The organism is Streptomyces sp. NPDC001728 (assembly GCF_040297565.1).
In the GTDB taxonomy this organism is placed as follows: Bacteria; Actinomycetota; Actinomycetes; order Streptomycetales; family Streptomycetaceae; genus Streptomyces.
The window spans coordinates 136,482-160,659 of record NZ_JBEOZK010000002.1 but is presented as its reverse complement, the minus strand read 5'-3'; the positions used below and the strand labels follow the sequence as shown (position 1 = coordinate 160,659).

General features: G+C 72.1%; 22 protein-coding genes and 2 tRNA genes. 14 read left to right on the top strand and 10 right to left on the bottom strand.

The window, feature by feature from the left end; genetic code table 11:
• Positions 1-37 precede the first annotated feature (37 nt).
• Complete coding sequence (locus ABT154_RS03630; protein ID WP_351852337.1) at positions 38-1,207, bottom strand: TOMM precursor leader peptide-binding protein; 1,170 nt, start codon at positions 1,205-1,207, stop codon at positions 38-40.
• A gap of 232 nt (positions 1,208-1,439) precedes the next feature.
• Between ABT154_RS03630 and ABT154_RS03625 the strand changes: the two genes are divergently transcribed.
• The 4 genes from ABT154_RS03625 to ABT154_RS03610 all read left to right on the top strand — a co-directional run bounded on the left by ABT154_RS03625 (position 1,440) and on the right by ABT154_RS03610 (position 5,238).
• Positions 1,440-2,015, top strand: coding sequence for a M48 metallopeptidase family protein (locus ABT154_RS03625; RefSeq protein ID WP_351852334.1), 576 nt, complete (start codon positions 1,440-1,442; stop codon positions 2,013-2,015).
• A 130-nt stretch (positions 2,016-2,145) separates the two neighbouring features.
• Entirely contained in the window at positions 2,146-3,768 is a 1,623-nt protein-coding gene (locus ABT154_RS03620; protein WP_351852332.1) for a TerD family protein, read from the top strand.
• Positions 3,769-3,782: 14 nt separating this feature from the next.
• Positions 3,783-4,463, top strand: a complete 681-nt coding sequence (locus ABT154_RS03615) for an AIM24 family protein (RefSeq protein WP_351852329.1) — start codon at positions 3,783-3,785, stop codon at positions 4,461-4,463.
• Positions 4,464-4,482: 19 nt separating this feature from the next.
• Positions 4,483-5,238 carry an AIM24 family protein gene (locus ABT154_RS03610; protein WP_351852326.1) on the top strand — a complete coding sequence of 252 codons (756 nt, stop codon included), beginning with the start codon at positions 4,483-4,485 and terminating at the stop codon, positions 5,236-5,238.
• A gap of 360 nt (positions 5,239-5,598) precedes the next feature.
• On the opposite strand, the gene ABT154_RS03605 is transcribed toward ABT154_RS03610, so the two are convergent.
• On the bottom strand, positions 5,599-6,123 hold the full coding sequence (locus ABT154_RS03605; protein WP_351852323.1) for an NUDIX hydrolase: 525 nt from the start codon (positions 6,121-6,123) through the stop codon (positions 5,599-5,601).
• Positions 6,120-7,550, bottom strand: coding sequence for a zinc-dependent metalloprotease (locus tag ABT154_RS03600; protein ID WP_351852321.1), 1,431 nt, complete (start codon positions 7,548-7,550; stop codon positions 6,120-6,122). Before ABT154_RS03600 ends, ABT154_RS03605 begins: the two co-directional genes overlap by 4 nt.
• A 211-nt stretch (positions 7,551-7,761) precedes the next feature.
• Between ABT154_RS03600 and ABT154_RS03595 the strand changes: the two genes are divergently transcribed.
• From ABT154_RS03595 to ABT154_RS03580, 4 genes are all read left to right on the top strand, one after another.
• The gene (locus ABT154_RS03595) at positions 7,762-8,871 is read left to right on the top strand and encodes an SDR family oxidoreductase (protein WP_351852319.1); all 1,110 of its coding nucleotides are present in this window, start codon (positions 7,762-7,764) and stop codon (positions 8,869-8,871) included.
• Positions 8,872-8,972: 101 nt separating this feature from the next.
• Positions 8,973-9,434, top strand: coding sequence for a molybdenum cofactor biosynthesis protein MoaE (locus ABT154_RS03590; RefSeq protein WP_351852317.1), 462 nt, complete (start codon positions 8,973-8,975; stop codon positions 9,432-9,434).
• Positions 9,435-9,671: 237 nt separating this feature from the next.
• Positions 9,672-9,800, top strand: coding sequence for a hypothetical protein (locus ABT154_RS33895; protein WP_502969450.1), 129 nt, complete (start codon positions 9,672-9,674; stop codon positions 9,798-9,800).
• 71 nt (positions 9,801-9,871) lie between these two features.
• Positions 9,872-10,960 (top strand): YlbL family protein, encoded by a 1,089-nt coding sequence (locus tag ABT154_RS03580; RefSeq protein ID WP_351852313.1) that lies wholly within the window; start codon positions 9,872-9,874, stop codon positions 10,958-10,960.
• 65 nt (positions 10,961-11,025) lie between these two features.
• On the opposite strand, the gene ABT154_RS03575 is transcribed toward ABT154_RS03580, so the two are convergent.
• Positions 11,026-11,577 carry a PPA1309 family protein gene (locus ABT154_RS03575; protein ID WP_351852310.1) on the bottom strand — a complete coding sequence of 184 codons (552 nt, stop codon included), beginning with the start codon at positions 11,575-11,577 and terminating at the stop codon, positions 11,026-11,028.
• Between the two features lie 135 nt (positions 11,578-11,712).
• Here ABT154_RS03575 and ABT154_RS03570 point away from each other — a divergent pair, with 135 nt between their 5' ends.
• From ABT154_RS03570 to ABT154_RS03555, 4 genes are all read left to right on the top strand, one after another.
• Positions 11,713-14,670, top strand: a complete 2,958-nt coding sequence (locus ABT154_RS03570; protein WP_351853138.1) for a UPF0182 family membrane protein — start codon at positions 11,713-11,715, stop codon at positions 14,668-14,670.
• Between the two features lie 45 nt (positions 14,671-14,715).
• Positions 14,716-14,789 (top strand) — tRNA-Met (locus ABT154_RS03565).
• Positions 14,790-14,993: 204 nt separating this feature from the next.
• Positions 14,994-16,961, top strand: a complete 1,968-nt coding sequence (locus ABT154_RS03560) for a tetratricopeptide repeat protein (RefSeq protein ID WP_351852307.1) — start codon at positions 14,994-14,996, stop codon at positions 16,959-16,961.
• 80 nt (positions 16,962-17,041) lie between these two features.
• Positions 17,042-17,115: transfer RNA gene (locus ABT154_RS03555), tRNA-Met, on the top strand.
• Positions 17,116-17,236: 121 nt separating this feature from the next.
• Here the strand turns inward: ABT154_RS03555 and ABT154_RS03550 are convergent.
• Positions 17,237-17,656, bottom strand: a complete 420-nt coding sequence (locus tag ABT154_RS03550; protein ID WP_317878450.1) for a Fur family transcriptional regulator — start codon at positions 17,654-17,656, stop codon at positions 17,237-17,239.
• Between the two features lie 127 nt (positions 17,657-17,783).
• Between ABT154_RS03550 and ABT154_RS03545 the strand changes: the two genes are divergently transcribed.
• Positions 17,784-19,235: a catalase gene (locus tag ABT154_RS03545; RefSeq protein WP_351852303.1), complete on the top strand. Its 1,452-nt coding sequence runs from the start codon at positions 17,784-17,786 to the stop codon at positions 19,233-19,235.
• 108 nt (positions 19,236-19,343) lie between these two features.
• Here the strand turns inward: ABT154_RS03545 and ABT154_RS03540 are convergent, their stop codons facing one another.
• Together ABT154_RS03540 and hisN are read right to left on the bottom strand one after the other, a co-directional pair.
• Entirely contained in the window at positions 19,344-19,733 is a 390-nt protein-coding gene (locus tag ABT154_RS03540) for a CBS domain-containing protein (protein ID WP_351852300.1), read from the bottom strand.
• Positions 19,734-19,926: 193 nt separating this feature from the next.
• Positions 19,927-20,736 (bottom strand): histidinol-phosphatase, encoded by an 810-nt coding sequence (gene hisN, locus ABT154_RS03535; RefSeq protein WP_351852298.1) that lies wholly within the window; start codon positions 20,734-20,736, stop codon positions 19,927-19,929.
• A 130-nt stretch (positions 20,737-20,866) separates the two neighbouring features.
• Between hisN and ABT154_RS03530 the strand changes: the two genes are divergently transcribed.
• Positions 20,867-21,502, top strand: coding sequence for a TetR/AcrR family transcriptional regulator (locus tag ABT154_RS03530; RefSeq protein WP_351852296.1), 636 nt, complete (start codon positions 20,867-20,869; stop codon positions 21,500-21,502).
• Here ABT154_RS03530 and ABT154_RS03525 read toward each other — a convergent pair.
• The 3 genes from ABT154_RS03525 to aroA form a co-directional block, all read right to left on the bottom strand.
• Complete coding sequence (locus ABT154_RS03525; protein WP_079044739.1) at positions 21,394-21,717, bottom strand: DMT family transporter; 324 nt, start codon at positions 21,715-21,717, stop codon at positions 21,394-21,396. The two genes, ABT154_RS03530 and ABT154_RS03525, sit on opposite strands and share 109 nt — an antisense overlap.
• A 93-nt stretch (positions 21,718-21,810) precedes the next feature.
• A complete protein-coding gene (rsgA, locus tag ABT154_RS03520) occupies positions 21,811-22,824 on the bottom strand; it encodes a ribosome small subunit-dependent GTPase A (RefSeq protein ID WP_351852293.1) in 1,014 nt (337 codons plus the stop codon).
• A gap of 3 nt (positions 22,825-22,827) precedes the next feature.
• Entirely contained in the window at positions 22,828-24,174 is a 1,347-nt protein-coding gene (gene aroA / locus ABT154_RS03515) for a 3-phosphoshikimate 1-carboxyvinyltransferase (protein ID WP_351852291.1), read from the bottom strand.
• Positions 24,175-24,178: the final 4 nt, after the last annotated feature.

Here is a 24,178-nt window from a genome sequence, read left to right as displayed (position 1 = left end):
CCCTCCAAAACCCAGACTGCCGTGCCGCGCAGGGCCGTTACCCCGCCATTGTGTCCTGCGCGCCTCCGGCTGCCGAGGCACGCTCCCCCTCTCCCGCGCGCGCCGCGCCGCAGGGGCAGGCCGGATGGGGTCTCAGCCGCTCCTCCCGCCACTCCAACAGCGGCAACGACGCCTCCCATCGGGTGCCCGTGCTCGCCGGGAGGTCCCCGTCCAGGAACACCAGCGCGTGCGCGGCGGCCAGCCCTGCCACCGCCGTCGCGAGACCCAGGTCGCAGGCGGGCAGGGGATGCGGGGCGCCCGAGCGCCACTGGGCGAGCAGCCGGGGCCAGTCCGGCTCCCCGTCCGTCCGCGCCTCCTGGAGACACCGCGCGCAGGCGGTGCCGCCGGGCAGCACGAGCGGACCGACCGTCCCCGTCGCCTCCAGGACCCCCGCGTACAGATGGGGGGTGCCGGTGGCGACCCACCCCGCGGCCGGGAGGGGATCGGGGACGTACGCCCCGAGGCCGTCCCTCGGTGTCACCACGACGAGTGAGAGTCCGCTCCCTCCGCTCCGTTCACCCGGTCCGCCGCCGGACGCCGCCCCGCCCGGCCTGACCGCGGCGGCGCGGCCCCTCCGCCAGCCGCCGACCAGGCGCCGCGCCGCCGTCGCCCGCCGCTCGCCCACGGCCTCGGGCGGAAGCCCGCCCGGGGACGTCTCCCAGGGCTCGACCCGGCCCGAGTCCAGCACCTCGACCGTGCCCACGCCGGCCGCCGACAGCAGGGCCGCGACCATCGTCCCCACCCGTCCGGCGCCCCGGACCTGGACGCGCAGGGCCCGCCGGGCCGTCAGTGTCCGCGCCGCCCGGTCCGGTTCGGGGTGGACCACCGAGAGGGAGGCAAGATCGGCGCGGAGCGGATCGAGGGCGGTGTCCCGCGCCCCGGCCGCCGGACCCGTCCTCCCCGGCCGCCCGGCCGCCGCGTCGGCGAGCAACCCGGCCGACTCCAGCCGCCCGAGGAGGGCGTCGAGGTGTCCCTCCGGCAGGCCGCGTGCCCGCGCCTCGGCCCGCAGCAGGTCGACACCCCGGGTGCCGTCCAGAAGTCCCAGCACCGCTCCCGTCCCGGGGTCGACGGGGTCGAGCACCACCGCGTGAGCGGGGGTGACCCCGAACTGGAGGCGGCGCAGCCCCCGCCAGGCCCGCCTCAGCGCCGGTTTCACCATCGGATGCATTCGTCCCGCCCCCGTCCTCGTCCCGTACCGCGCATTCATGATCGAAAGCCTCGTGATCGACAGCGGCTCTTTCGCCGTCCCGGTGAGAATGCCCCGACGTCGTGACGGGCGTCGAAAGTTGTCCACAGGCGAGGGGAATAGTCATTCAAATGGTGTGCGGTGGGGTCGGATCGTTCCCGAAACCACTCCGGAGGCGGGACTTCCCCCGCCGGCAGCGGGTAACGTCGGGGCCGTGCCCGCCGACCCACAGCGCAGCGTGACCGACAAGCCGCACCGCGGTGCCGGGACGAGTGCGGTCGAGGTCCGCAGAAGCCCACGGCGAAGCAGAACCGTCTCGGCCTACCGCGAGGGCGACCGGACGGTGGTGCTCATCCCGGCCCGGATGTCCGAGGCGGAGGAGCGCCGCTGGGTCGGCGTCATGCTGGACAAGCTGGCCGCCCAGGAGAGCCGGAGCGTCCTCGGGGACCGTGAGCTGACCGAGCGGTCATCGCAGCTCTCGGAGCAGTACTTCGGCGGCCGGGCCCGGCCTTCCTCGGTCCGCTGGGTCACCAACCAGAACGCCCGCTGGGGCTCCTGCACCCCCTCCGAGGGCAGCATCCGCCTCTCCCACCGGCTCCAGGGCATGCCCGAGTACGTCGTCGACTACGTCCTCCTGCACGAGCTGGCCCATCTGCTCGTACCGGGCCACGGCCCGAGGTTCTGGCGGCTCCTGGAGGCTTACTCCCGCACCGAGCGGGCCCGCGGCTATCTGGAGGGCGTGGTGGCCGCCGAGCGGCTGCCGCACCTGCCCGCCGCTCGCGAGGAGTGACGCCCCGGGTACGCGCGGGAGTGGATTTCCCGATTCCGTACCGAAAGCGACCTGGCCTGTCTCAATGTCGCGTACAGCGGTTAGCCTGGCGCGAGCATTCGCCATTCGGGATGGGGGACGGTCGTTACGCATGGCCAGGGAATTCCAACGCGGCCACAAGGCCAAGATCAGTGATCTGACCGCAGGGACCGATCTGTACGTGGGTGTGCAGATCGCGGCGCCCGGACTCACCTTCGACATCAGTTGTTTCGGTCTCGACGCCGAGGAGCGGCTCTCCGACGACCGCTACTTCGTCTTCTTCAACCAGCCGAAGACGCCCGAGGAGTCCGTGCAGCTGCTGGGCGCCCAGTCCGGCGACACCGAGTCCTTCCGCGTCACCCTCGACCGCATCCCCGCGAACATCCACAAGCTGTCGTTCACCGCGACCATCGACGGCGCCGGCCAGATGTCCCAGGTCGGCCCCGGCCACCTGCGGATCGTGGCGGGCGGCGAGGAGGTCGCCCGGTACGCCTTCACCGGAGCGGAGTTCACCACCGAGCGCGCGGTGATGCTCGGCGACTTCTACCTCAAGGACGCCTGGCGCTTCGCCGCAGTCGGCCAGGGCTTCGACGGCGGACTGGACGCGCTCCTGCGCAACTTCGGCGGCGAGGTCGCCGAGGAGGAGCCCGCCGTCCCGCAGCAGCAGGCCCAGGCCCCCGGCTTCGCTCCGCCGCCGCAGTCGGCGGCCCCGCCGGCCTTCGGCGCGCCCCCGGCTCCGGCGCCCGCGCCCGCCTTCGGCGCCCCGCAGGCCCCGCACGCACCGGCGCCGCCCGCGCCCGTGCAGCCGGTCCACACCGCGCCCACGATGGTGGCGCCGCTGGCCCCCGGCCCGGTCCCGCCGCCCGCTCCGGCCCCCGCCCCCTACGGGCAGCAGCCGCCGCAGCAGTACGGCCAGGTCCCGGGTCAGCCCCCGGGCCAGTTCCCCGGGCAGGCTCCCGGCCCGTACCCCCCGCAGGGCCAGCCCCCGTACGGGCAGCCGCCGCAGCAGTACGGCCAGCAGCCTCCGGGGTACGGGCAGCAGCCCGGCGTCCCGCAGGGTGTCCCGGCGGGAGGCGCGGGGCTCGCCGCCGCGCTCGCCCCGTACAAGGAGACCGCCACCGGCGCCCGCTGGACCCCGCAGAACCAGCAGCTCATGCGGGTCGACCTCGCCATGGGCGGCGTTCCCGTCCTCGCCCGGCAGGGCTCCATGGTCATGTACCAGGGCAAGGTCGACTTCGGGTACAAGGGCGCGGGCTTCGCCGGCCGGATCGTCGGCAACGCCACCGGGCAGGAGATGCAGCTGATGCGCTGCACCGGCCGCGGACAGGTCTTCCTCGCGGAGGAGGGTGCCCATCTGCACCCGATCGAACTCCAGGGCGACGGGATCTGCGTCTCCGCCGAGAACGTCCTCGCGTTCGACGAGACCCTCCAGTACGAGGTGCGCCGCATCGAGGGCCACGGCATCCCCGGCGGCGCCCTGTTCACGATGCAGTTCCAGGGCACCGGCACCGTCGTCGTCAAGACCCGCGGCGTCCCCGTGGTGCTGCCCGTCACGCCGACCACCTTCGCCGACTGCAACGCCGTCGTCGCCTGGTCGTCCGCTTCCCAGGTCATCCTCTCCAGCCAGGTGCGGCTCCGCCGCAACGCCTACCCCGGCCACAGCGGAGAGACCGTGAACCTCCAGTTCCGGGCCGCCCCCGGCAACTTCATCGTCGTCCAGCCCTACGAGGTCTGAGGGAGCCCGAAGTCATGAACCAGCAACTCGCGGGCTACGCCCCGACCCCCGTCGCGGCCCGGATGGAGAACCACGGCCACACCATGCTCAAGGTGGCCATGGCATCCGGCCAGGACCTCTACGCCCGGACCGGCTCGATGGTCGCCTACGAAGGCTTCATCACCTACGAGCCCAACCCGCCGGCCGTCCGCCAGGTGGCCCAGCAGTGGGCCACCGGCGAGGGCGCGCCGATCATGAAGTGCACCGGCGACGGACTGCTCTACCTCGCCGACTACGGCGCCGACGTCGTCGTGATCAACCTCCAGAACGACTCCCTCTCGGTCAACGGCACCAACCTCCTCGCCTTCGACGCCCACCTCCAGTGGGGCGTCGAGCGGGTCAAGGGCCTCGCCAAGTTCGCCGGCCAGGGCCTGTTCAACGTGGAGATCTCCGGTACCGGCTGGGTCGCGCTGACCTCGCGCGGCACGCCGATCGTCGTCGACTGCGGACGCGGCGAGGACGAGACGTACGTCGACCCCGACGCCCTCGTCGCCTGGTCGCCGACGCTCAAGGTCAAGGGCAAGCGCAGCTTCAAGGCCTCCTCGCTCATCGGGCGGGGCAGCGGCGAGGCGTACCAGATGGCCTTCTCCGGCCAGGGCATCGTCGTCGTCCAGCCGAGCGAGGACAGCACCGACCGCCTGCGGGCCCGGGGCTGAGGGAGAGCGAGAACACATCATGCAGAGCCCGCTTTTCAACCACGCCGAGCAGCAGAGCCACGAGCGGTACGTCGTCCAGAACCCGCAGCTCCTGAGGGTCACCCTCTCCGGGCAGGACGACATCCTTGCCCGCAAGGGCGCCATGGTCGCCTACCAGGGACTCGTCGACTTCGACGGCGAGTACCAGACCCCGAGCCAGCGACGGGCCCAGGCCCGCACCGGTGAGGGCCTGGACCTGATGCGCTGCTCCGGCCAGGGCACGGTCTACTTCGCCAACCTCGCCCAGTACGTCCACATCGTGGAGGTCGAGCAGGAGGGCCTGACCGTCGACAGCGGCTACGTCCTGGCGCTCGACTCGACCCTCCACACCGAGGTCATCGCCGTCGACAGCCAGTACGGCGTCTCCGGCTCCGGCAAGTACCAGCTCAACATCTCCGGCCGCGGCAAGGTCGCCCTGATGACCTCCGGGCAGCCGCTGATGATGCACGTCACGCCCGACAAGTACGTCAACGTCGACGCGGACGCCATCGTCGCCTGGTCCACCGGGCTGCGCGTCCAGATGCAGGCCCAGACGAGCAACTCCAGCGTCCGCCGCCGTCGCGGCAACACCGGCGAGGGCTGGGAGCTGAGCTTCCTCGGCCAGGGCTTCGCGCTCGTCCAGCCCAGCGAGGTCATGCCCCCGCAGCACGCGGCCATCGGCCAGGGCGTCGCCGCCCAGTTCGGCGCGGGACAGCACGGCGCGCACGGCCAGAACCAGAACAACGCCTGGAACTGAGCGCGCGTGAGGGGGCGGCCACGGCGACCGCCCCCTCAGCCATCTCCGCCGACAGCAGCCCGCGGCTAGGGCCTGTCGTCACACTCCCGCCTGCCCCACGACGCCGGGCACGCGCTCTCGCCGCACCCGGGGAAAAGCCCGAGTGCGTCCCGTACGAGGGCTTCCGCCCGGCACGCCGAGAGCACGCACCGGACGCCGCGGGGCCGCCCTGCGGGCGACGACGGGAGTGGGACGACAGGCCCTAGGACCAATGCCGGTGACTTTGGGTGTTGCCCGGTCCGGTGATCGTGACGATGGGCGGGTCGGGCGGCGGCCAGTCGCGGTGTTCGGCTCGTTTCAGGGGCCAGACCGGCATTGGCCCTAGGACAGCCGGGCCAGTGTGCCCTCCACCAGCCGGACCACCGAGGTGTCCGCCACCCCCGCCACCTCGTCGTACGCGAACCAGCGCAGGTCCAGCGACTCGTCACTGATCTGCTCCACCGCGTCCGCCGGGGCGAGCGCCGCGTACTGCACGTCCAGGTGCCAGTGGCAGGGCGCCGGGATCGGATGCCGGTCCAGCCGCACCGGACCGCCCGGCAGCAGGGTCAGACCCGCGATCCCGGACTCCTCCGTCGCCTCGCGCAGCGCCGCCGCCTCGACCGTCGGATCGCCCTCCTCGCAGTGACCGCCCATCTGCAGCCACATGCCCAGCTTCTTGTGCAGGGTCAGCAGCACCCGCCCGCGCGCCGGATCGACCACCAGCGCACTGGCCGTCAGATGCCCGGCCGTGCACGGCTTGTACATGCCGCCCGGGTGGGCGGCGAGATGCTCCAGATAGACATCGCGCAGCTCAGGCTGGCCCTCGTAACCCTTCAGGACGAGGACCGCGTCGTCGAACAGACTCACTCCTTGCCGTCCCCGTCCTCGGGGGCGTCGCCCTTCGCCGCCTCGCCGAGCATCTTGTCCAGCTCGGAGAAGTCCAGGTGCTCCCGGTGCACGAAGCCGTCCGGGTCGTCCAGGTCGGTCGCCGTCGGCAGCATGTCCGGGTGCTCCCACAGCCCGTCCCGGCCGTCGACCCCGCGCGCGTCGGTCAGCGAGGCCCACAGGCGCGCCGCGTCCCGCAGTCGCCTCGGACGCAGCTCCAGACCGATCAGCGTCGCGAAGGTCTGCTCGGCGGGACCGCCCGAGGCCCGGCGCCTGCGCAGCGTCTCGCGCAGCGCGTCCGCCGAGGTCAGCCGCGACTTGGCGGCCTCGTGGACCACCGCGTCCACCCAGCCCTCGACGAGCGCGAGCGCCGTCTCCAGACGGGCCAGCGCCGCCTTCTGCGCCGGGGTGTCCTCCGGCTGGAACATGCCCTGCTGGAGGGCCTCCTGAAGCTGCTCGGGGTGCGTCGGGTCGAGCTGGCCCACCGCCTCCTCCAGCTTCGAGGTGTCGACCTTGATCCCCCGCGCGTACCCCTCGACCGCGCCGAACAGGTGTGCCCGCAGCCACGGCACGTGCGCGAAGAGCCGCTGGTGCGCGGCCTCGCGCAGCGCCAGGTACAGCCGCACCTCGTCGGAGGGCACGCCCAGGTCCTTGCCGAAGACCTCGATGTTCAGCGGAAGCAGCGCGGCACGCCCGGCCGGGCCGAGTGGCAGACCGACATCGGTCGAGCCGACGACCTCACCGGCGAGCGCGCCGACGGCCTGCCCGATCTGCTGGCCGAACATGGCGCCGCCCATGGAGCGCATCATGCCGATCAGCGGGCCCGCCATGGCCTGCATCTCCTCCGGCAGGACATCGCCCATCGCCGCGCCGACCCGCTCCGCGACCGGGTCCACGAGCTGCTGCCAGGCCGGCAGGGTCGCCTCGACCCACTCGGCGCGGCTCCACGCCACCGCCGTGTTCGACCCGGAGGGCAGCGAGGTGACCTCGTCCAGCCACAGGTCGGCGAGGCGCACGGCCTCCTCGACCGCCGACTTCTCGGCCGGGCCCACGCTGGCGTCCTTGGTGCCGTCGGCGGTGCCCTGGGCCACCACCTGGCGGGCGATCTGCTTGGCCATGTCCCAGTTGACGGGACCGCCCTCGTAGCTCAGCATCTGCCCGAGCTGCTGGAAGGCCGCACCCAGGTCGTTGGGGTTCAGCGAGCCGAACATCGCGGCGAACGGGTTGTCCGCGCCGCCCGGACCGCCCATGCCCGGCAGCCCGCCGAAACCGAACGGGTTCGCCCCGAACGGGTTGCCGCCCTGGCCACCGGACCCCTGGCCACCTCCGGCGGGGTCCTTCTTCTTGCCCTCGTCGCCGTTCTCCGGCTCCTCCGGCGGAAGGCCGAATCCGAATGGGGTGTCACTCACAGGTTTCCTCGGCTCGTAGGGCCGCCGGCCTCCTGCCGACGGCGACTGCCCGACCAGGCCTGTCAGACAGACCCGCACACCACCAGCGTAGACATCCGGGCCGGAAATGGGCTCGGTGCTCCGCCGGGGCGTGCCCTGCGGCAGGATGGACGCCACCTGGTCCGTACGCGTCATCCGCGTACGTACTGAAGACAACCGCTGGAGACGCCCGGTGAGTTCCCCAGATCCTCAGGTTCGCGGAGCGCGAAACCACTCAACCCGGTCCGCCGCGCGCGGCCCCGTCGTCGCGGTCACCGGCGCCGCGTCCGGGGTCGGTGACCTGCTGACCAGGCGCCTGGCCGCCTCCGACGAGATCAAGAAGGTCGTCGCCATCGACGAGCGCCGGGGCGAGGTCCCCGAGGCGCAATGGCACGTCCTCGACGTGCGCGACCCGGCCATCGCCGAGAAGCTGCGCGGCGCCGACGTCGTCGTGCACCTCGCGGTCGATCTCGACCTGGAGACCGACCCCGCCGCCCGAACGGCCTACAACGTGCGCGGCACCCAGACCGTACTGACCGCCGCCGCGGCCGCCGGTGTCCACCGGGTGGTGCTGTGCACCTCCGCGATGGTCTACGGCGCCCTGCCCGAGAACGACATCCCGCTCTCCGAGGACGCCGAGCTGCGGGCGACCGCCGAGGCCACCGGCGTCGGCGACATGCTGGAGATCGAGCGCCTCGGCCGCCGGGCGCCCCGCGCGCACCCCGGCCTCAACGTCACCGTCGTCCGCCCGGCCGTCCTCGTCGGCGGTACGGACACGGCGCTGACCCGCTACTTCGAGTCGCCCCGGCTGCTCGTCGTCGCGGGCTCCCGGCCCACCTGGCAGTTCTGCCACGTCGAGGACCTGGTGAGCGCCCTGGAGTACGCGGCCCTGGAGAAGGTCGACGGCGAGTTCGCGGTCGGCTGCGAGGGCTGGCTCGAGCAGGAGGAGGTCGAGGAGCTCTCCGGCATCCGCCGCATGGAGCTGCCCTCCGCCGTCGCCCTCGGCGCCGCCGCCCGGCTCCACCGGATCGGGCTCACCCCGTCCCCGGCGGGTGACCTCGCCTACACGATGCACCCGTGGGTGGTGAGCGTCGGACGGCTGCACGACGCCGGCTGGCGGCCGAAGTGGACGAACGAGGAGGTCCTCGCCGCGCTCCTGGAGGAGGCCGAGGGCCGCCACACGGTCGCCGGCCGCCGCCTGGGCCGCAAGGACGCCACGGCGGCCGGTGCGGCCGGCGCGACGGTGGCGCTGCTCGGCACGGCGGCGCTGGTCCGCCAGATGCGAAAGCGGCGCGGGATCTGACCGGCCCGGCCGGCGGCCTGTAGGACCCTCCTAGGGCGGGGTCCGACCGCCGGTCGAAACCGCTATTCCGGCTTCACGCGCGCGTACGGCACGATGGGTCCATGGCACACACGCACGACCACCCCGGCGAGCAGGCCGCCGCCGACCCGATCAAGCTCCTCGCGATCCGGGAGACGCCGCTCTCCCTCGACGAGGTCTTCCGGGCGGTCGGCGACGACGCCTCCGGCGGCACGACGCTCTTCGTCGGCACCGTGCGCAACCACGACGGCGGCGCGGACGTCGACGGGCTCGGCTACTCCAGCCACCCGACCGCCGAAGCGGAGCTGCGCCGGGTCGCGGAGAAGGTCGTCGCGAACTACCCCGTGCGCGCGCTCGCCGCCGTCCACCGGGTGGGTGATCTGGTCGTCGGGGACGTCGCGGTGATCGTCGCCGTGTCCTGCCCGCACCGCGGCGAGGCCTTCGAGGCCAGCCGCAAGCTCATCGACGACCTCAAGCACGAGGTCCCCATCTGGAAGCACCAGACCTTCTCGGACGGCACCGAGGAGTGGGTGGGGGCTTGCTGAGCTTCCTGTGCGGGGCCGCAAGTCGACGCGCCGACGGCGGGTAGCCGAACGCCCGATTTGCGTAACCGGCCCCCAAGCGCCAGCGTTGACATCACAGATGAAACAGTCTGCTGATCAACTCACTGGGGATGGGAGGTCGGGATGGCAGCGCTCGCCTGGTTGCTGATTCCGCTTTTCGCAGTCGTCGGCGCGGCGATATGGGGAAGCTGGGCTTCGAGGAACAAGACCATAGGTGACGTGGCCGAACTCGCCGGCTACGCCCGCTTCCGGGACGCGATGGAACGCGCCCACACCACGACACCGGATTCCGCTCGGCCGGAGCGCGAACCGGCCACGACGGCCGCCCCGGTCACCACCTCGCCGTAGGGCCGACGCGGGCCGCCTCGTACGGACCGCCCCAGGGGTGCACCCACAGGCGAGTCCCGTACTGTCGTTCCATGCCACGCCGCACCGCGACGATGCTCGCCTCCACCCTGGTCCTGATCTGTCTGCTCATCGCGGGCGTTCTGATCCCGGTGCCGTACGCGGAGATGAGCCCGGGCCCCACGGTCAACACCCTCGGTGAGGCCAGGGGAGAGCCCGTCCTGCACATCTCGGGACACAAGACCTACCCGACCGACGGCCACCTCAACATGACGACGGTACGCGTCACCGGCGCGGACTACCGGATGAACGCCGTCGAGGCCGTCTACGGCTGGCTCGCCCACGACAACGTGGTGGTGCCGCACGACACCCTCTACCCGGACGGGAAGACCGAGGAGCAGTCGAGCCAGGAGAACGCCGAGGAGTTCAGCCAGTCCCAGGAGAGCGCCAAGGTGGCGGCCCTGGACGAGCTGGGGATCCCGGTGGTCTCCCGAGTCGTGGTCGGCGCCGTGGTCAAGGGTTCGCCCGCCGAGGGCAAGCTGCACGCGGGCGATGTGATCAAGGCCGTCGACGGTGTGCCGATCACCGCGCAGGCGGACGTCGCCAAGCAGGTCGTCAAGCGGAAGCCGGGCCAGGACGTCGAGTTCACGATCGTCCCCGCCAAGGAGGCCGCCGCCGCCGAGAAGGCGCGCAAGGAGCCGACCGCCACCCGGAAGGTGGTCATCACGACCACGACCTCGGAGGAGGGCGACCGGGCCGTCGTCGGCATCCAGGCCGGGACCGACCACGTCTTCCCGTTCACGATCGACATCAACCTGGCCGACGTCGGCGGACCCAGCGCCGGTCTGATGTTCGCGCTCGGCATCGTCGACAAGCTCACCCCGGAGAGCCTCACCGGCGGCCGGTTCATCGCCGGCACCGGCACCATCGACGACGCGGGCGAGGTCGGCCCGATCGGCGGCATCGAGATGAAGCTGGTGGGCGCGCGCGACGCCGGCGCCGAGTACTTCCTCACCCCGGCCGACAACTGCGAGGCCGCCGCCGCCGACACGCCCGACGGCCTCACCCTGGTGAAGGTGAACACCATCGACGACGCCACGAAGTCCCTGGAGAAGCTCCGCAAGGGCGACACGAAGTCCCTGCCGAGCTGCTCGAGGAGCTGAGCACGGAATCGCCGAAGGGGCGCCCGCCGGACCGGCCGGGCGCCCCTTCGGCGATTCGCAGGGACTCAGGACTCGAACGTCGCCGCCAGTGCCTCGGCGAGGCCCGGTACCAGGTCGGGGCCGGTCAGCACCTCCGTCGCGGTGTCCTTCTCACGCAGCCGGATCGCCGCCTCACGGGCGCCGCCGCGCAGCACCGCCACGGTCATCCGCACCTCCTGCCGGTCGGGGTGCGAGGCCACCCACTTGGCGAGCTGCTTCTCGTTCAGCCCCTGCGGGACCTGGGCCTCCGCCGACGGGGGCAGCATGAGCCGCTCCACCGTCATGGCGCAGCCGGCCACGCCCTTGGGCCAGGCGATCGTGCCGAGGAACTCGTCGAGGGGCTTCCCGCGCGGCAGCTTGTCCTGCTCGATCGGGGTGTAGGCGGTGGCATCGTCACCCAGGCCCAGCTGGGAGGCGAGCGCGGGTTCCTTGGCGCGCAGCCGTGCGGTGTCGACGAGGGCGAAGAGACGGGCCGGCTGGTCCCAGCCGAGGCCCGCCGCGTACTCGTCGATCTCGAGCACCGCGCGGGTGAGGGGGCTCGCGGCCATGGCCGGGCCGGAGGGGGAAACGTTGGACATGACCAACATCCTGCCTCCTCTGACCCGGAACACGGGAACTAGGTAAAGCCTCAGTAAGTTGCACCAGTGGGCTCTACGATCGCGGGGCCTGCTTTCAGACGCATCAACATCGAGGGGCGCACGTTGGCTTTCCAGATGCCGGACCGGGGCGGTAGCCCGTCCGGGCCGAGGATGAGAGTCGGCCGGCCGTCCCGGCGGGCCCGTACCCTGCTCATGACTCTCGGGGTGCTGGCCGTCCTGGCCATGGCGTTCGTGATGTTCGCCGGGTTCTGGACGGACTGGCTCTGGTACCGCTCGGTCGAGTACTCGTCCGTGTTCACCACCACGCTGTGGACCAAGATCGGTCTCTTCGCGGTCTTCGGCCTGCTGATGGGCCTCGCCGTCGGCTTCAACATCTGGCTGGCGTACCGGCTCCGGCCGCCGCTCAGCGCGATGTCGCTGGAGCAGCAGAGCCTCGACCGGTACCGGATGGGCCTGGCCCCGTTCAAGAAGTGGGTGCTGCTCGCCGTCACCGCGCTGGTGGCGCTGATCGCCGGCGCCTCCGCCTCGGGCCAGTGGCGCACCTGGCTCATGTGGGTCAACGGCGTGAAGTTCGGGCAGAAGGACCCGCAGTTCGGGCTCGACGTGTCGTTCTACGCCTTCGACCTGCCCTGGTACCGCTTCCTGCTCGCCTTCGGCTTCGCCGCCGCCGTGCTCTCGCTGATCGCCGCGGCGCTCACGCACTACCTGTACGGCGGGCTGCGGATCACCAGCCCCGGTGCCCGGGCCACCGCCGCCGCCACCGGTCACCTCTCGGTGCTGCTCGGCCTCTTCGTCGCGCTCAAGGCGGTCGCGTACTGGCTCGACCGGTACGGCCTGGCCGTGAAGTCCAGCGACTTCAAGGCCACCGGCAACTGGACGGGCCTGCGGTACGTCGACGCCAACGCGTACCTGCCGGCGAAGACCATCCTGTTCTGCATCGCCGTCATCTGCGCGCTGCTGTTCTTCGCGACGCTCTGGCGCCGCACCTGGCAGCTGCCGGTGATCGGCTTCGGTCTGATGGTGCTCTCCGCGATCCTGATCGGCGGTCTGTACCCGGCGATCGTGCAGAAGTTCCAGGTCCAGCCGAACGAGCAGGCCAAGGAAGCGCCGTACATCCAGAAGAACATCGACGCGACCCGCAAGGCGTACGCGATCGACGGGACGAAGCCCGAGAACTACTCGGGCAAGTCGACGGTGAAGGCCAAGGACCAGCTGCGCACGGACGCCGACACGGCGGCCAGCTACCGGCTCCTCGACCCGAACATCGTGTCGCCGACGTTCCAGCAGCTGGAGCAGAAGCGGAAGTACTACCAGTTCCCGACGACCCTGGATGTGGACCGCTACCAGGGCAAGGACACCGTCGTCGGTCTCCGTGAGCTCAACATCAAGGGCATCCCGAAGCGGAACTGGATCAACGACCACTTCACGTACACCCACGGCTTCGGCGCGATCCTGGCCTCGGGCACCCAGACCGACGCCAACGGCTCCCCGGTCTTCACCGAGTCCGGACTGCCGACGACCGGTCAGCTCGGCACCTACCAGCAGCGGATCTACTACGGCGAGAAGACCGACCAGTACTCGATCGTGGGCGGCCCGCAGAAGGAGCTGGACTACGAGGAGAACGGCGAGAAGACCACCAGCTACAAGGAGAAGAGCGGCGTCAGCCTCTCCAGCACCTTCAACCGCGCCGCGTACGCGGTGGCCTTCAGCGAGCCGCAGATCCTCTACTCGGGGGCCATCGGCGAGGGCTCGCGGATCCTCTACAACCGCACGCCCAAGGAGCGCGTCGAGGCCGTCGCACCGTGGCTGACCATCGACGGCGACGCCTACCCGGCGGTCGTCGACGGGCGGATCCAGTGGATCATCGACGCCTACACGACGACCAACGGCTATCCGTACGCCTCGCGCACCACGCTCGGCGACACCACGGCCGACTCGTTGACCGTCGGCAACCAGCAGCGCGCGGTCGTCGCCCAGCAGAACCAGGTCAACTACATCCGCAACTCGGTGAAGGCCACCGTCGACGCGTACGACGGCACGGTGACCCTCTACCAGTGGGACACCGAGGACCCGGTCCTCAAGACCTGGATGAAGGCCTTCCCCGACACGGTCAAGGCGAAGTCCGACATCGACGCCGACCTGATGCAGCACCTGCGCTACCCGCAGGACATGTTCAAGGTCCAGCGCGAGCTGCTGACCCGCTACCACGTCACCGACCCGGCGCAGTTCTACAGCGGCTCGGACGCCTGGCAGGTGCCGGACGACCCGACCAACAAGGACGGCAACGCGGTCCCGCCGTACTACCTGAGCATGAAGATGCCCGGGGACACGGCGCAGCGCTTCTCGCTGACGACGACGTTCACGCCGAACGGGCGGCCCAACCTGGGCGGCTTCATGGCGGTCGACGCCGACGCCACCAGCAAGGAGTACGGCCGACTGAGACTGCTGCGGGTCACCGAGGACGTGCCAGGCCCGGCCCAGGTGCAGAGCAAGCTGAACGGTCTGCCATCGGTCGCCACCTTCGTCCGGGACATGAAGGGCGCCGACTCCGACATCCAGTACGGCAACCTGCTGACCGTCCCGCTCGACGGCGGGTTCCTGTACGTCGAACCGGTCTACGCCCAGGGCAGGAACGCGCTCTACCCGCTCCTGAAGAAGGTCGCCGTGTCGTACGTGGACGCGGATCAGCCGGACGGTGACACGACCAAGGACACCACCGTGTTCGAGGACAACCTCACCAAGGCGCTCAACGCCGTCTTCGGGGTGGAGTCGCCCACCACGCCGCCCACCACGCCCACGACCCCGCCGGGCACCACCAATCCGCCGCCGGCGTCCAACGACGCCGTGCTCAAGCAGGCCATCGCCGACGCCCAGAAGGCGTACGACGACGGTGAGGCGGCGCTCGCGAAGCAGGACTGGGCCGCGTACGGCAAGGCCCAGGAGGAGCTCCAGGCCGCGCTCCAGCGGGCCGCGAACGCCGGGGCCAAGCTCAAGACAACCGGAGCGAGCGCGCCTCCGGCGGCGCCGAAGAGCGACGCCTCCGGCGCCCCCTCCACGGGATCAGGCGGCTGACCTGAGGTTTTCCACCCCGCGTCCGTGGTACTGTTGGTTTACCGACGCGGGGTGGAGCAGCTCGGTAGCTCGCTGGGCTCATAACCCAGAGGTCGCAGGTTCAAATCCTGTCCCCGCTACTCAGAGGACGAGGGCCCGGATCCATAAGGATCCGGGCCCTCGTCGTGTGTCGGCGTGCGCGGGGGGCCCGAAGCGCGGTAGGGAAGGGGCGAGTTGGCGTGAGTCGTGTTTGACTTGTCTCTCTGTGGGCATGTCGACAAAACGCTGAGTGACCTCACTGGCTGCGGTATACCAGGTGTGCTCGGGTTGCGGGTGGTGCGACGATGGTATTTATGGGGGACAGGGCAACTCTGTTGGAGACAGGGCGGTTTGTGCAGCGGCACGCCAGAAAAGCCGCAGACGAGATCATCGAGGCAGTAGGGGCCGTCGATGCGGCCGTCGACACCACCGCCGAGACCGATGCCGACACCGAGAACGAGACCGAGACCGAGGCCCGCCACCGGCGTGCCGCCGAGCGCGGCGACCTCGCCTCGATGAGCGCCCTCGGCGCGCTGCTGCTGCGCCGCGGTGACCTCGACGGTGCCGAGCCCTATCTGCGCGGCGCCACCGCCGAGGGCGACCGGGCCGCCGCGAACAACCTCGGCGTCCTGCTGCACCAGCGCGGCTACGCCGAGGAGGCCGCCGGCTGGTGGCGGGTCGCCGCCGTCGCCGGCTCCGCGCCCGCCGCCCACGCCCTCGGCCGCCACCACCGCGAGCGCGGCGACGAGCCCGCCGCCGAGTACTGGCTGCGCCAGGCCGCCGAGCAGGGCCACGCCCTCGGCGCGTACGCCCTGGCCGAGCTGCTCGAGCACCGCAGCGACGTCGGCGCCGAGCGCTGGCTGCGCGCCGCCGCCGAACAGGGTCACCGCGAGGCCGCCTTCCGGCTCGCCCTCGCCCTGGAGCGCCGCGCCACCGAGAGCACCCGCGGCCCGCACGAGACCGGCACCCGGCTCAGGACGCCCGGCACCGGCGCGATCGTGCCCGGCGGCGCCACGGGCACCGGGACCGCCGCTGCCGGGCGCGCCCCCGGCGAGCCCGGGGGAGCGCCCACCGAGGCCGAGCAGTGGTTCCGGCAGGCCGCCGCGCGCGGTCACCGGCGGGCCGCGCTCCACCTGGGCGCGATCCTGGAGCACCGGGGCGAACTCAAGGAGGCCGGCCGCTGGTACCTCAGCTCCGCCAAGGAGGGCGAGGCCAAGGCCGCCTGCGCACTGGGCTTCCTGCTCCGCGACGCGGGCGACGAGGAGAGCGCCGCCGTGTGGTGGCTGCGCGCCGCCCAGGACGGCGACGGCAACGCCGCCAACGCGCTGGGCGCGCTGCACGCCGCCCGGGGGGAGCAGCAGACCGCCGAGCGCTGGTACCGCGCCGCCATGGACGCGGGCGACGTCAACGGCGCCTACAACCTCGGGCTGCTCTGCGCCGCCCAGGACCGCATTCCGCAGGCCGAGCAGTGGTACCGCCGCGCCGCCTACGCGGGTCACCGCGAGGCCGCCAACGCGCTCGCCGTGCTGCTCCTCCAGGCCGGCGACGCCAACGGCGCCGAGCCCTGGTTCTCCAAGGCCGCCGAGGCCGGCAGCGTGGACGCCGCCTTCAACCTCGGCATCCTCCACGCGGGCCGCGACGACGACCGTACGGCCCTCGTCTGGTACGAGCGGGCCGCCGCCGCCGGGCACACCGAAGCGGCGCTCCAGGTGGGCATCGCGGCCCTCAGGGACGGCGACGAGCGGACCGCCGAGCGGCACCTGCGCTGCGCGGCCGGCGGCGGCAGCGCCGAGGCCGCCTTCCGGCTGGCCTCGGTGCTCGACGCGCGTCGGCCCGAGCCCGGCCCCGCCGTGCTCGGCGCGCCCCGCGAGGAGAAGTCCGAGTGCGAGGAGTGGTACGAGCGGGCCGCCCAGCAGGGCCACCGGCGCGCCCAGGTGCGGGTCGGGATGCTTGCCGCCGGCCGCGGCGACCTGGCCGAGGCCGACCGCTGGTACCGCGAGGCCGCGGAGGCGGGCAGCCGCAACGGCGCCTTCAACCTCGGGCTGCTGCTCGCCCGTGAGGGCAGCGAGCGCGAGGCCGCCCTCTGGTGGACCCGGGCGGCCAGGGCCGGGCACGGCCGCGCCGCGCTCCGGCTCGCGCTGCTCGCGGCCCGGCGCGGGGAGCTGACCGAGGGGCGCCACTGGTGCGCCCGCGCGGTGGAGCTCGGCCCGGCGGAGGTCGCCGAGCGGGCGGCCCGGCTGAGCGAGGCACTGCACCAGGAACTGACCGCGTAGTCCCCCGGGGACCGTGCGGAGGCCGTGCGCCAACGGATTTGCGCTGGTCGGGGGGCGTCCCGTAGAGTCAGGTTTACCGACGCGGGGTGGAGCAGCTCGGTAGCTCGCTGGGCTCATAACCCAGAGGTCGCAGGTTCAAATCCTGTCCCCGCTACTCAGTAGCAGCGAAGGCCCGGATCCATTCACTGGATCCGGGCCTTCGTCGTCCGCGCGTCGACACGCGGACGACACGGAGAAGGCCCCCGCCGGAGCGGGGGCCTTCTTGGGCTTCTCGGTCAGGCGGTGGTCGCGCAGTTCGGGCAGAGGCCCCGGTACGTGACCTCGACGTTCGAGATCGTGAAACCGAAGCGCTCGGTGTCCGGCAGGTCCGCCAGCGGGTCGCCGCCCGGGTGGACGTCGCGGATCGCGCCGCAGCGGCCGCAGACCAGGTGCTGGTGGGGCCGGTGGGCGTTCGGGTCGTACCGCTTGGCGCGTCCGTCGGTCGCGACCTCGATGACCTCGCCGAGGGTGACCATCTCGCCCAGCGTGTTGTAGACGGTCGCGCGCGAGATCTCGGGAAGGCGCGTCACCGCGCGCGCGTGGACCTCGTCGGCGGTCAGGTGCACATGATCCCCGTCGAGCACCTCGGCCACGACGCGTCGCTGCGCGGTCATCCGCCAGCCGCGTCCGCGCAGTCGTTCCAACAGGTCGCTCATGAGGGTCAGGGTAGCAGCCGAGGCGCCGAGTCCCGAACTGGTGTGACTTTGGAAGTTCACTTGACTTAGACAATGTCTATCGTAGGATCGAGTGCGGAACGGCAGGGACAGGACGCAGGAGGCGCACGTGACGCAGGGACCGCTCACCACGGAGGCCGGCGCGCCGGTCGCGGACAACCAGAACAGCGAGACGGCGGGCGTCGGCGGTCCGGTGCTCGTACAGGACCAGCTCCTCCTGGAGAAGCTCGCCCACTTCAACCGGGAGCGCATCCCGGAGCGCGTGGTCCACGCGCGCGGTGCGGGCGCCTACGGCACCTTCACGCTCACCCGTGACGTCTCCCGGTGGACGCGCGCCGCGTTCCTCTCCGAGGTCGGCAAGGAGACCGAGACCTTCCTGCGCTTCTCCACCGTCGCGGGCAACCTCGGCGCGGCCGACGCCGTGCGCGACCCGCGCGGCTGGGCGCTGAAGTTCTACACCGAAGAGGGCAACTACGACCTCGTCGGCAACAACACCCCGGTGTTCTTCATCAAGGACGCCATCAAGTTCCCCGACTTCATCCACACCCAGAAGCGCGACCCGTACTCGGGCTCACAGGAGGCCGACAACGTCTGGGACTTCTGGGGCCTCTCCCCGGAGTCGACCCACCAGGTGACCTGGCTCTTCGGTGACCGCGGCATCCCCGCCTCGTACCGCCACATGAACGGCTACGGCTCGCACACCTTCCAGTGGAACAACGAGGCCGGTGAGGTCTTCTGGGTCAAGTACCACTTCAAGACCGACCAGGGCATCAAGAACCTCACCCAGGCCGAGGCCAACCGGATCGCCGGCGAGGACCCCGACTCGCACCAGCGCGACCTGCGCGAGGCCATCGAGCGCGGTGACTTCCCGAGCTGGACCGTGCAGGTCCAGATCATGCCCGCGGCCGACGCGGCGGACTACCGCTTCAACCCCTTCGACCTCACCAAGGTGTGGCCGCACGAGGACTACCCGCCGATCGAGATCGGCCGACTGGAGCTCAACCGCAACCCGGAGAACATCTTCGCCGAGGTCGAGCAGTCGATCTTCAGCCCCGCGCACTTCGTGCCGGGCATCGGGCCCTCCCCGGACAAGATGCTCCAGGGCCGGCTCTTCGCCTACGGCGACGCCCACCGCTACCGCGTCGGCATCAACGCCGACCACCTGCCGGTGAACCGCCCGCACGCCACCGAGGCGCGCACCCACTCCCGTGACGGCCACCTCTACGACGGCCGCCACAAGGGCGCGAAGAACTACGAGCCGAACAGCTTCGGCGGCCCGTTCCAGACGGACCGCCCGCTGTGGCAGTCCGCCCCGGTCACCGGTGTCACCGGCGACCACGCCGCTCCCGCCCACGCGGAGGACGACGACTTCGTGCAGGCGGGCAACCTCTACCGGCTGATGACGGAGGACGAGAAGAGCCGTCTGGTCGAGAACCTGTCGGGCTTCATCGCCAAGGTCTCGCGCGAGGACATCGTCGAGCGGGCGATCGGCAACTTCCGCCGGGCGGACGGAGACTTCGGCAAGCGGCTGGAGGCCGTGGTCCAGGCCCTGCGCGGCTGAGGGCGCTTGCCGTGGATGAGGGCGGGCCGGACTTCCGTATGGAGTCCGGCCCGCCTTCGCGTGCCCGGGAGTCCGAGGGCACACGCGCCCGTGAGCCCCGGGGCCGGCTCAGCCCGCCACGCTGTGCACCGGGATCCAGCAGCGGATGATGTCGCGCACGGAGACGATGCCGACCGGCCCGTGGTCGTCGAGGACGACGAGATGGCGGAAGCCGCCGCGGGTCATCGCCTCGGCCGCCTCCGCCAGGGTCCAGGCGGGCGCGGCGAAGACGACGTCACGGGTGGTGTGGGAACCCGCGGTCTCCAGGTCGGGGTCCTGCTCCCTGGCGAGCGAGTTGAGGATGTCGCGTTCGGTGAGGATCCCGAGTCCGCCGGCGTCGGTGTCGAGGACGACGGCCGCGCCGACGCGGCGCGCCGCCATCAGCCGGGCGGCCTGTCGGAGGGTGTGGGCGGGGCCGATGGTGAGGACCACCGTGCTCATGGCGTCGCGGACGAGCATGGACGGAGCCACCTCCTTGGTGAATCGTTCCCGCGTTCCACGAGAAGCGATTCACAAGTTCACAAGTGGGGGGACTCTCAGAGTGGCACCGGGGGAGGGGTCCGACAAGGGGGCGCGCGAAGCGCCCCCGGGAGCGCGTCGGCGCGTTCGATGCGGGCGTCGGCGTGCTCCCGGGGGCGGCCCCTCGGCGCGCTCAGTCGCGCGCGTCCTCCTGGTTGAGATAGCTCAGCAGCTCGCCGTGGAGCAGGCCGTTCGAGGCCGCCGCGTTGCCGCTGTGCGGGCCGTGTCGGCCGTCGAGCCCGGTGTACGTGCCGCCGGCCTCCTGGACCACGATCGACACCGCCGCCATGTCCCACAGTGACAACTCCGGCTCCGCGCAGATGTCCACGGAACCCTCCGCGACCATCATGTACGGCCAGAAGTCGCCGTACGCGCGGGTCCGCCAGCACGCGCGCGTGAGGTCGAGGAAGCCCTCCAGGCGCCCCCGCTCCTCCCAGCCGCCCAGCGAGGAGTACGCGAAGGAGGCGTCCTCCAGGGTGGCGACCTTCGAGACACCGAGCCGGGTCGCCGAGGCCAGACTGCGGCCGGTGTACGCGCCGAGGCCCTTCGCCGCCCACCAGCGGCGACCGAGCGCCGGGGCCGACACCACACCGACCACCGGCTGGAAGCCGGTGTCCCCGGCCTCCATCAGCGCGATCAGGGTCGCCCAGACCGGCACCCCGCGCACATAGTTCTTCGTGCCGTCGATCGGGTCGATCACCCAGCGGCGCGGGCCCGAGCCCTCCACGCCGAACTCCTCGCCGAGGATCGCGTCACGCGGTCGCGCGCGATGCAGCTGCCCCCGGATCAGTTCCTCGGCCGCCTTGTCGGCCTCGCTCACCGGGGTCATGTCCGGCTTGGTCTCGACCTTGAGGTCGAGCGCCTGGAACCGGTCCATGGTGGCCGCGTCGGCGGCATCGGCGAGGACGTGGGCGAGACGCAGATCATCGTGGTAGTCGGCCATGGTCGGCACTCTATCGCCGTGCGATCCCCGCACGGATGAGCGTCCACCGCGACCCCTTGACAGTGGCCGGACCGCTGCCGAGGCTGGGCCCCTGAGCCGCGTACGGAAACGTCCGTTCCGGGAGGCGAACGTGCCGACTGCCCGTGAGGCCCTGCTCGACGCCGCGGTCGCCGCGCTCGCGCACCGGTCCTGGTCCGCCGTGCGGATGGCCGACCTGGCCGCCGCCGCCCGGGTCTCCCGGCAGACCCTCTACAACGAGTTCGGCAGCAAGGAGGGCCTCGCCCGCGCCCTCGTGCGCAGAGAGGCCGACGCCTACCTCCAGGGCGTCCGGCGACTTCTCGCTGCCCCCGCCCCGCCCGAGCGGAACCTCGTCGCCGTCGCCGAGTGGATCATCGCCCGCGCCGCCGTCCGCCCGATACTACGGGCCCTGCTCACCGGCGCCTGGAACGAGTGGCTGCCCCAGCCCCGGCCGGTGAGGCCCGGCGCCCGGCTCGCCCCCGTCCCCGCCCAGCGGCGCGCCGACGAGGGCCCGCCCGCGCCGGGCGAACTCGTGGCGGAGACCGCGGCCTGCGCGGGGGAGCGGTGGGCGGCCGGCTGCGAACTCGCCGTACGGATCGCCCTCAGCCATGTCGTCGCACCGGCCCTGCCGGTGACCGCTCAGTGCGCCGAGCCGGAGAGCTGGAGTCCGATGACCCCCGCGATCACCAGGCTGATGGACACGATCTTGAGCGTGGACACCACGTCGCCGAGGAAGACCATCCCGTAGATCGCCGTCCCGGCCGCCCCGATCCCGGTCCACACCGCGTACGCCGGCCCCACGTCCAGCTTCCGCAGCGCGAGCGTCAGGAGACCGAAGCTGCCCAGGGCGAAGGCCGCGAAGGCGACCGTCGGCCACAACCGGGTGAAACCGTGCGAGAGCTTCAGGCAGACCGCGAACCCCGTCTCCAGGATCCCCGCGACCACCACCAGCAGCCACGCCATCGTCAGTGCCTCCCACGCCCGTCGGTGACTGCTTCGTCGCACTTGGTGTGATTATGCACTTACCGGTCGTGGGAGCCCGTAAACACGGACGGTTCAGTCGCCCTCGCGTCGTTCCCTGGTCGCCAGGAGCCGGCGGAGCGAGACGAGCCGCGCCGGATCGGCGTGCCCCTCCGCCACCCACGCGTCGAGCGCGCAGTCCGGTTCGTCGTGGCTGCACGCGCGCGGGCAGTTCTCCGTACCCGGTACGAGGTCGGGGAAGGCGAGGATCACCCGGGACGGGTCCACGTGGTGCAGGCCGAAGGAGCGGACGCCGGGGGTGTCGATGACCCAGCCGCCCTCCTTGTCGTCGAGCGGCAGCGCCAGCGCGGAGGTGGTGGTGTGCCGGCCGCGGCCCGTGACCGCGTTGACGACACCCGTGGTCCGCCGTCGTTCCGGCGGGACCAGGGCGTTGACCAGGGTCGTCTTGCCGACACCGGAGTGCCCGACGAACGCGGTCGTCCGGCCCTTGAGGTGCTCGTGGACCCGCTCGGCCGCGACCCCGTCGACGAACTCGTCGCGGGTGGTCACGACATACGGCACGCCCAGCGCCCCGTACATGTCCAGGAGGCTGTCCGGCGACGCGAGGTCCGACTTGGTGAGGACGAGCAGCGGGGTGAGGCCGCCGTCGTACGCGGCGACCAGACAGCGGTCGATCAGCCGGGGGCGCGGCTCGGGGTCGGCGAGCGCGGTGACGATCGCCAGCTGGTCGGCGTTGGCGACGACGACCCGCTCGTACGGGTCGTCGTCGTCGGCCGTGCGGCGCAGCACCGAGCTGCGCTCACCGATGCGCACGATCCGGGCGAGGGTGTCCTTCTCGCCGGACAGGTCTCCGACGAGCGAGACCCGGTCGCCGACCACGGCGGCCTTGCGGCCCAGTTCGCGCGCCTTCATGGCCGTGATGGCCCGGTCGTCGACCAGGACGGTCAGCCGGCCGCGGTCGACGGTGAGGACCATGCCCTCGACGGCGTCCTCGTGCTTCGGGCGGATGGTCGTACGGGGACGGGTGCCCTTGCGGTTGGGCCGCTGGCGGATGTCGTCCTCGTCGGTGTGCTTGCCGTAACGCCGCATGGTTCAGGCCCCGAGCATTTCGGTCCACATCCCCGGGAAGTCCGGCAAGGTCTTGGCCGTCGTCGCCACGTCCTCGATCTCCACACCCTCGACGGCGAGGCCGATGATCGCGCCCGCCGTCGCCATGCGGTGGTCGTGGTACGTGTGGAAGACGCCGCCGTGCAGCGGGCGCGGGCGGATGTGGAGACCGTCCTCGGTCTCGGTCACATCGCCGCCCAGCTCGTTGATCTCCTTGGTGAGCGCCGCCAGCCGGTCCGTCTCGTGCAGCCGCAGATGGGCGACGCCGCGCAGGGTCGACGGGGAGTCCGCGAGGGCCGCGACCGCCGCGATGCCGGGGGTCAGCTCGCCGACCTCGCCGAGGTCCACGTCGATGCCGTGGATCCGGCCCGTACCGGTGAACGTGAGACCCGCCTCGGTCAGCTCGCAGGAGCCACCCATCTCGGTGAAGATGCGGCGCAGCTCGTCGCCCGGCTGGGTGGTCCGCTCCGGCCAGTCGGGGACGGTGACCCGGCCGCCGGTCACCAGCGCCGCCGCCAGGAACGGCTGGGCGTTCGACAGGTCGGGCTCGACGACCAGGTCCCGGCCGCGCAGCGCGGAGGGCGCGACCCGCCACACGTTCGGCTCGCCGCCGTGCTCGGGCTCGTCGATCCGGGCGCCGACCGCGCGCAGCATGTCGACGGTCATCCGGATGTGGGGGAGCGAGGGGAGCCGCGAACCGACGTGCCGTACCTCGACGCCCTGGTTGAAGCGGGGCGCGGAGAGCAGCAGGGCGCTGACGAACTGGGAGGACGAGGAGGCGTCGATCTCGACCTTTCCGCCGTCCAGACCGCCGGCGCCGTGCACGGTCATCGGCAGCGCGCCCCGGCCCTCGTCGTCGACACGGGCGCCGAGCGCGCGCAGCGCGTCGATCACGCCGTGCAGCGGGCGCTCGTGGGAGCGGGGGTCGCCGTCGAAGCGGACCGGGCCGTCGGCGAGGGCCGCGACGGGGGGCAGGAAGCGCATGACCGTGCCGGCGTTGCCGACGTCGACGGTCGCGGGGCCGCGCAGCGGCGAGGGGATGATCCGCCAGGCCTCGCCGGAGCCGCCCGCGCCGGAGGAGCTGGACGACACCGTCTCCTCGATCCGCACGCCGAGGGTGCGGAGCGCCTCGGCCATCAGGAGGGTGTCGCGGGAGCGCAGCGGGCGGCGCAGCCAGCCGGGCTCGGAGGCCAGCGCGGCGAGGACGAGGGCGCGGTTGGTGACCGACTTCGATCCGGGCACGGTGACGGTCGCGTCGACGGCGCCGCGCGCGTACGGGGCGGGCCAGAGGTCGGTGGGCGGGTCGGTGTGCGCGGGGGTCACTGCGGTCATGGAC

Coding starts and splice junctions, on each gene's coding strand:
- ABT154_RS03620 (WP_351852332.1), top strand. CDS start 2,146: ATGGCCAGGGAATTCCAACGCGGCCACAAGGCCAAGATCAGTGATCTG.
- ABT154_RS03615 (WP_351852329.1), top strand. CDS start 3,783: ATGAACCAGCAACTCGCGGGCTACGCCCCGACCCCCGTCGCGGCCCGG.
- ABT154_RS03580 (WP_351852313.1), top strand. CDS start 9,872: ATGCCACGCCGCACCGCGACGATGCTCGCCTCCACCCTGGTCCTGATC.
- ABT154_RS03630 (WP_351852337.1), bottom strand. CDS start 1,207: ATGCATCCGATGGTGAAACCGGCGCTGAGGCGGGCCTGGCGGGGGCTG.
- ABT154_RS03540 (WP_351852300.1), bottom strand. CDS start 19,733: ATGCTCGTCCGCGACGCCATGAGCACGGTGGTCCTCACCATCGGCCCC.
- aroA (WP_351852291.1), bottom strand. CDS start 24,174: ATGACCGCAGTGACCCCCGCGCACACCGACCCGCCCACCGACCTCTGG.
- ABT154_RS03550 (WP_317878450.1), bottom strand. CDS start 17,656: ATGAGCGACCTGTTGGAACGACTGCGCGGACGCGGCTGGCGGATGACC.
- ABT154_RS03575 (WP_351852310.1), bottom strand. CDS start 11,577: ATGTCCAACGTTTCCCCCTCCGGCCCGGCCATGGCCGCGAGCCCCCTC.
- rsgA (WP_351852293.1), bottom strand. CDS start 22,824: ATGCGGCGTTACGGCAAGCACACCGACGAGGACGACATCCGCCAGCGG.
- ABT154_RS03525 (WP_079044739.1), bottom strand. CDS start 21,717: ATGGCGTGGCTGCTGGTGGTGGTCGCGGGGATCCTGGAGACGGGGTTC.
- ABT154_RS03570 (WP_351853138.1), top strand. CDS start 11,713: ATGCCGGACCGGGGCGGTAGCCCGTCCGGGCCGAGGATGAGAGTCGGC.
- hisN (WP_351852298.1), bottom strand. CDS start 20,736: ATGGCCGACTACCACGATGATCTGCGTCTCGCCCACGTCCTCGCCGAT.
- ABT154_RS03610 (WP_351852326.1), top strand. CDS start 4,483: ATGCAGAGCCCGCTTTTCAACCACGCCGAGCAGCAGAGCCACGAGCGG.
- ABT154_RS03560 (WP_351852307.1), top strand. CDS start 14,994: ATGGTATTTATGGGGGACAGGGCAACTCTGTTGGAGACAGGGCGGTTT.
- ABT154_RS03590 (WP_351852317.1), top strand. CDS start 8,973: ATGGCACACACGCACGACCACCCCGGCGAGCAGGCCGCCGCCGACCCG.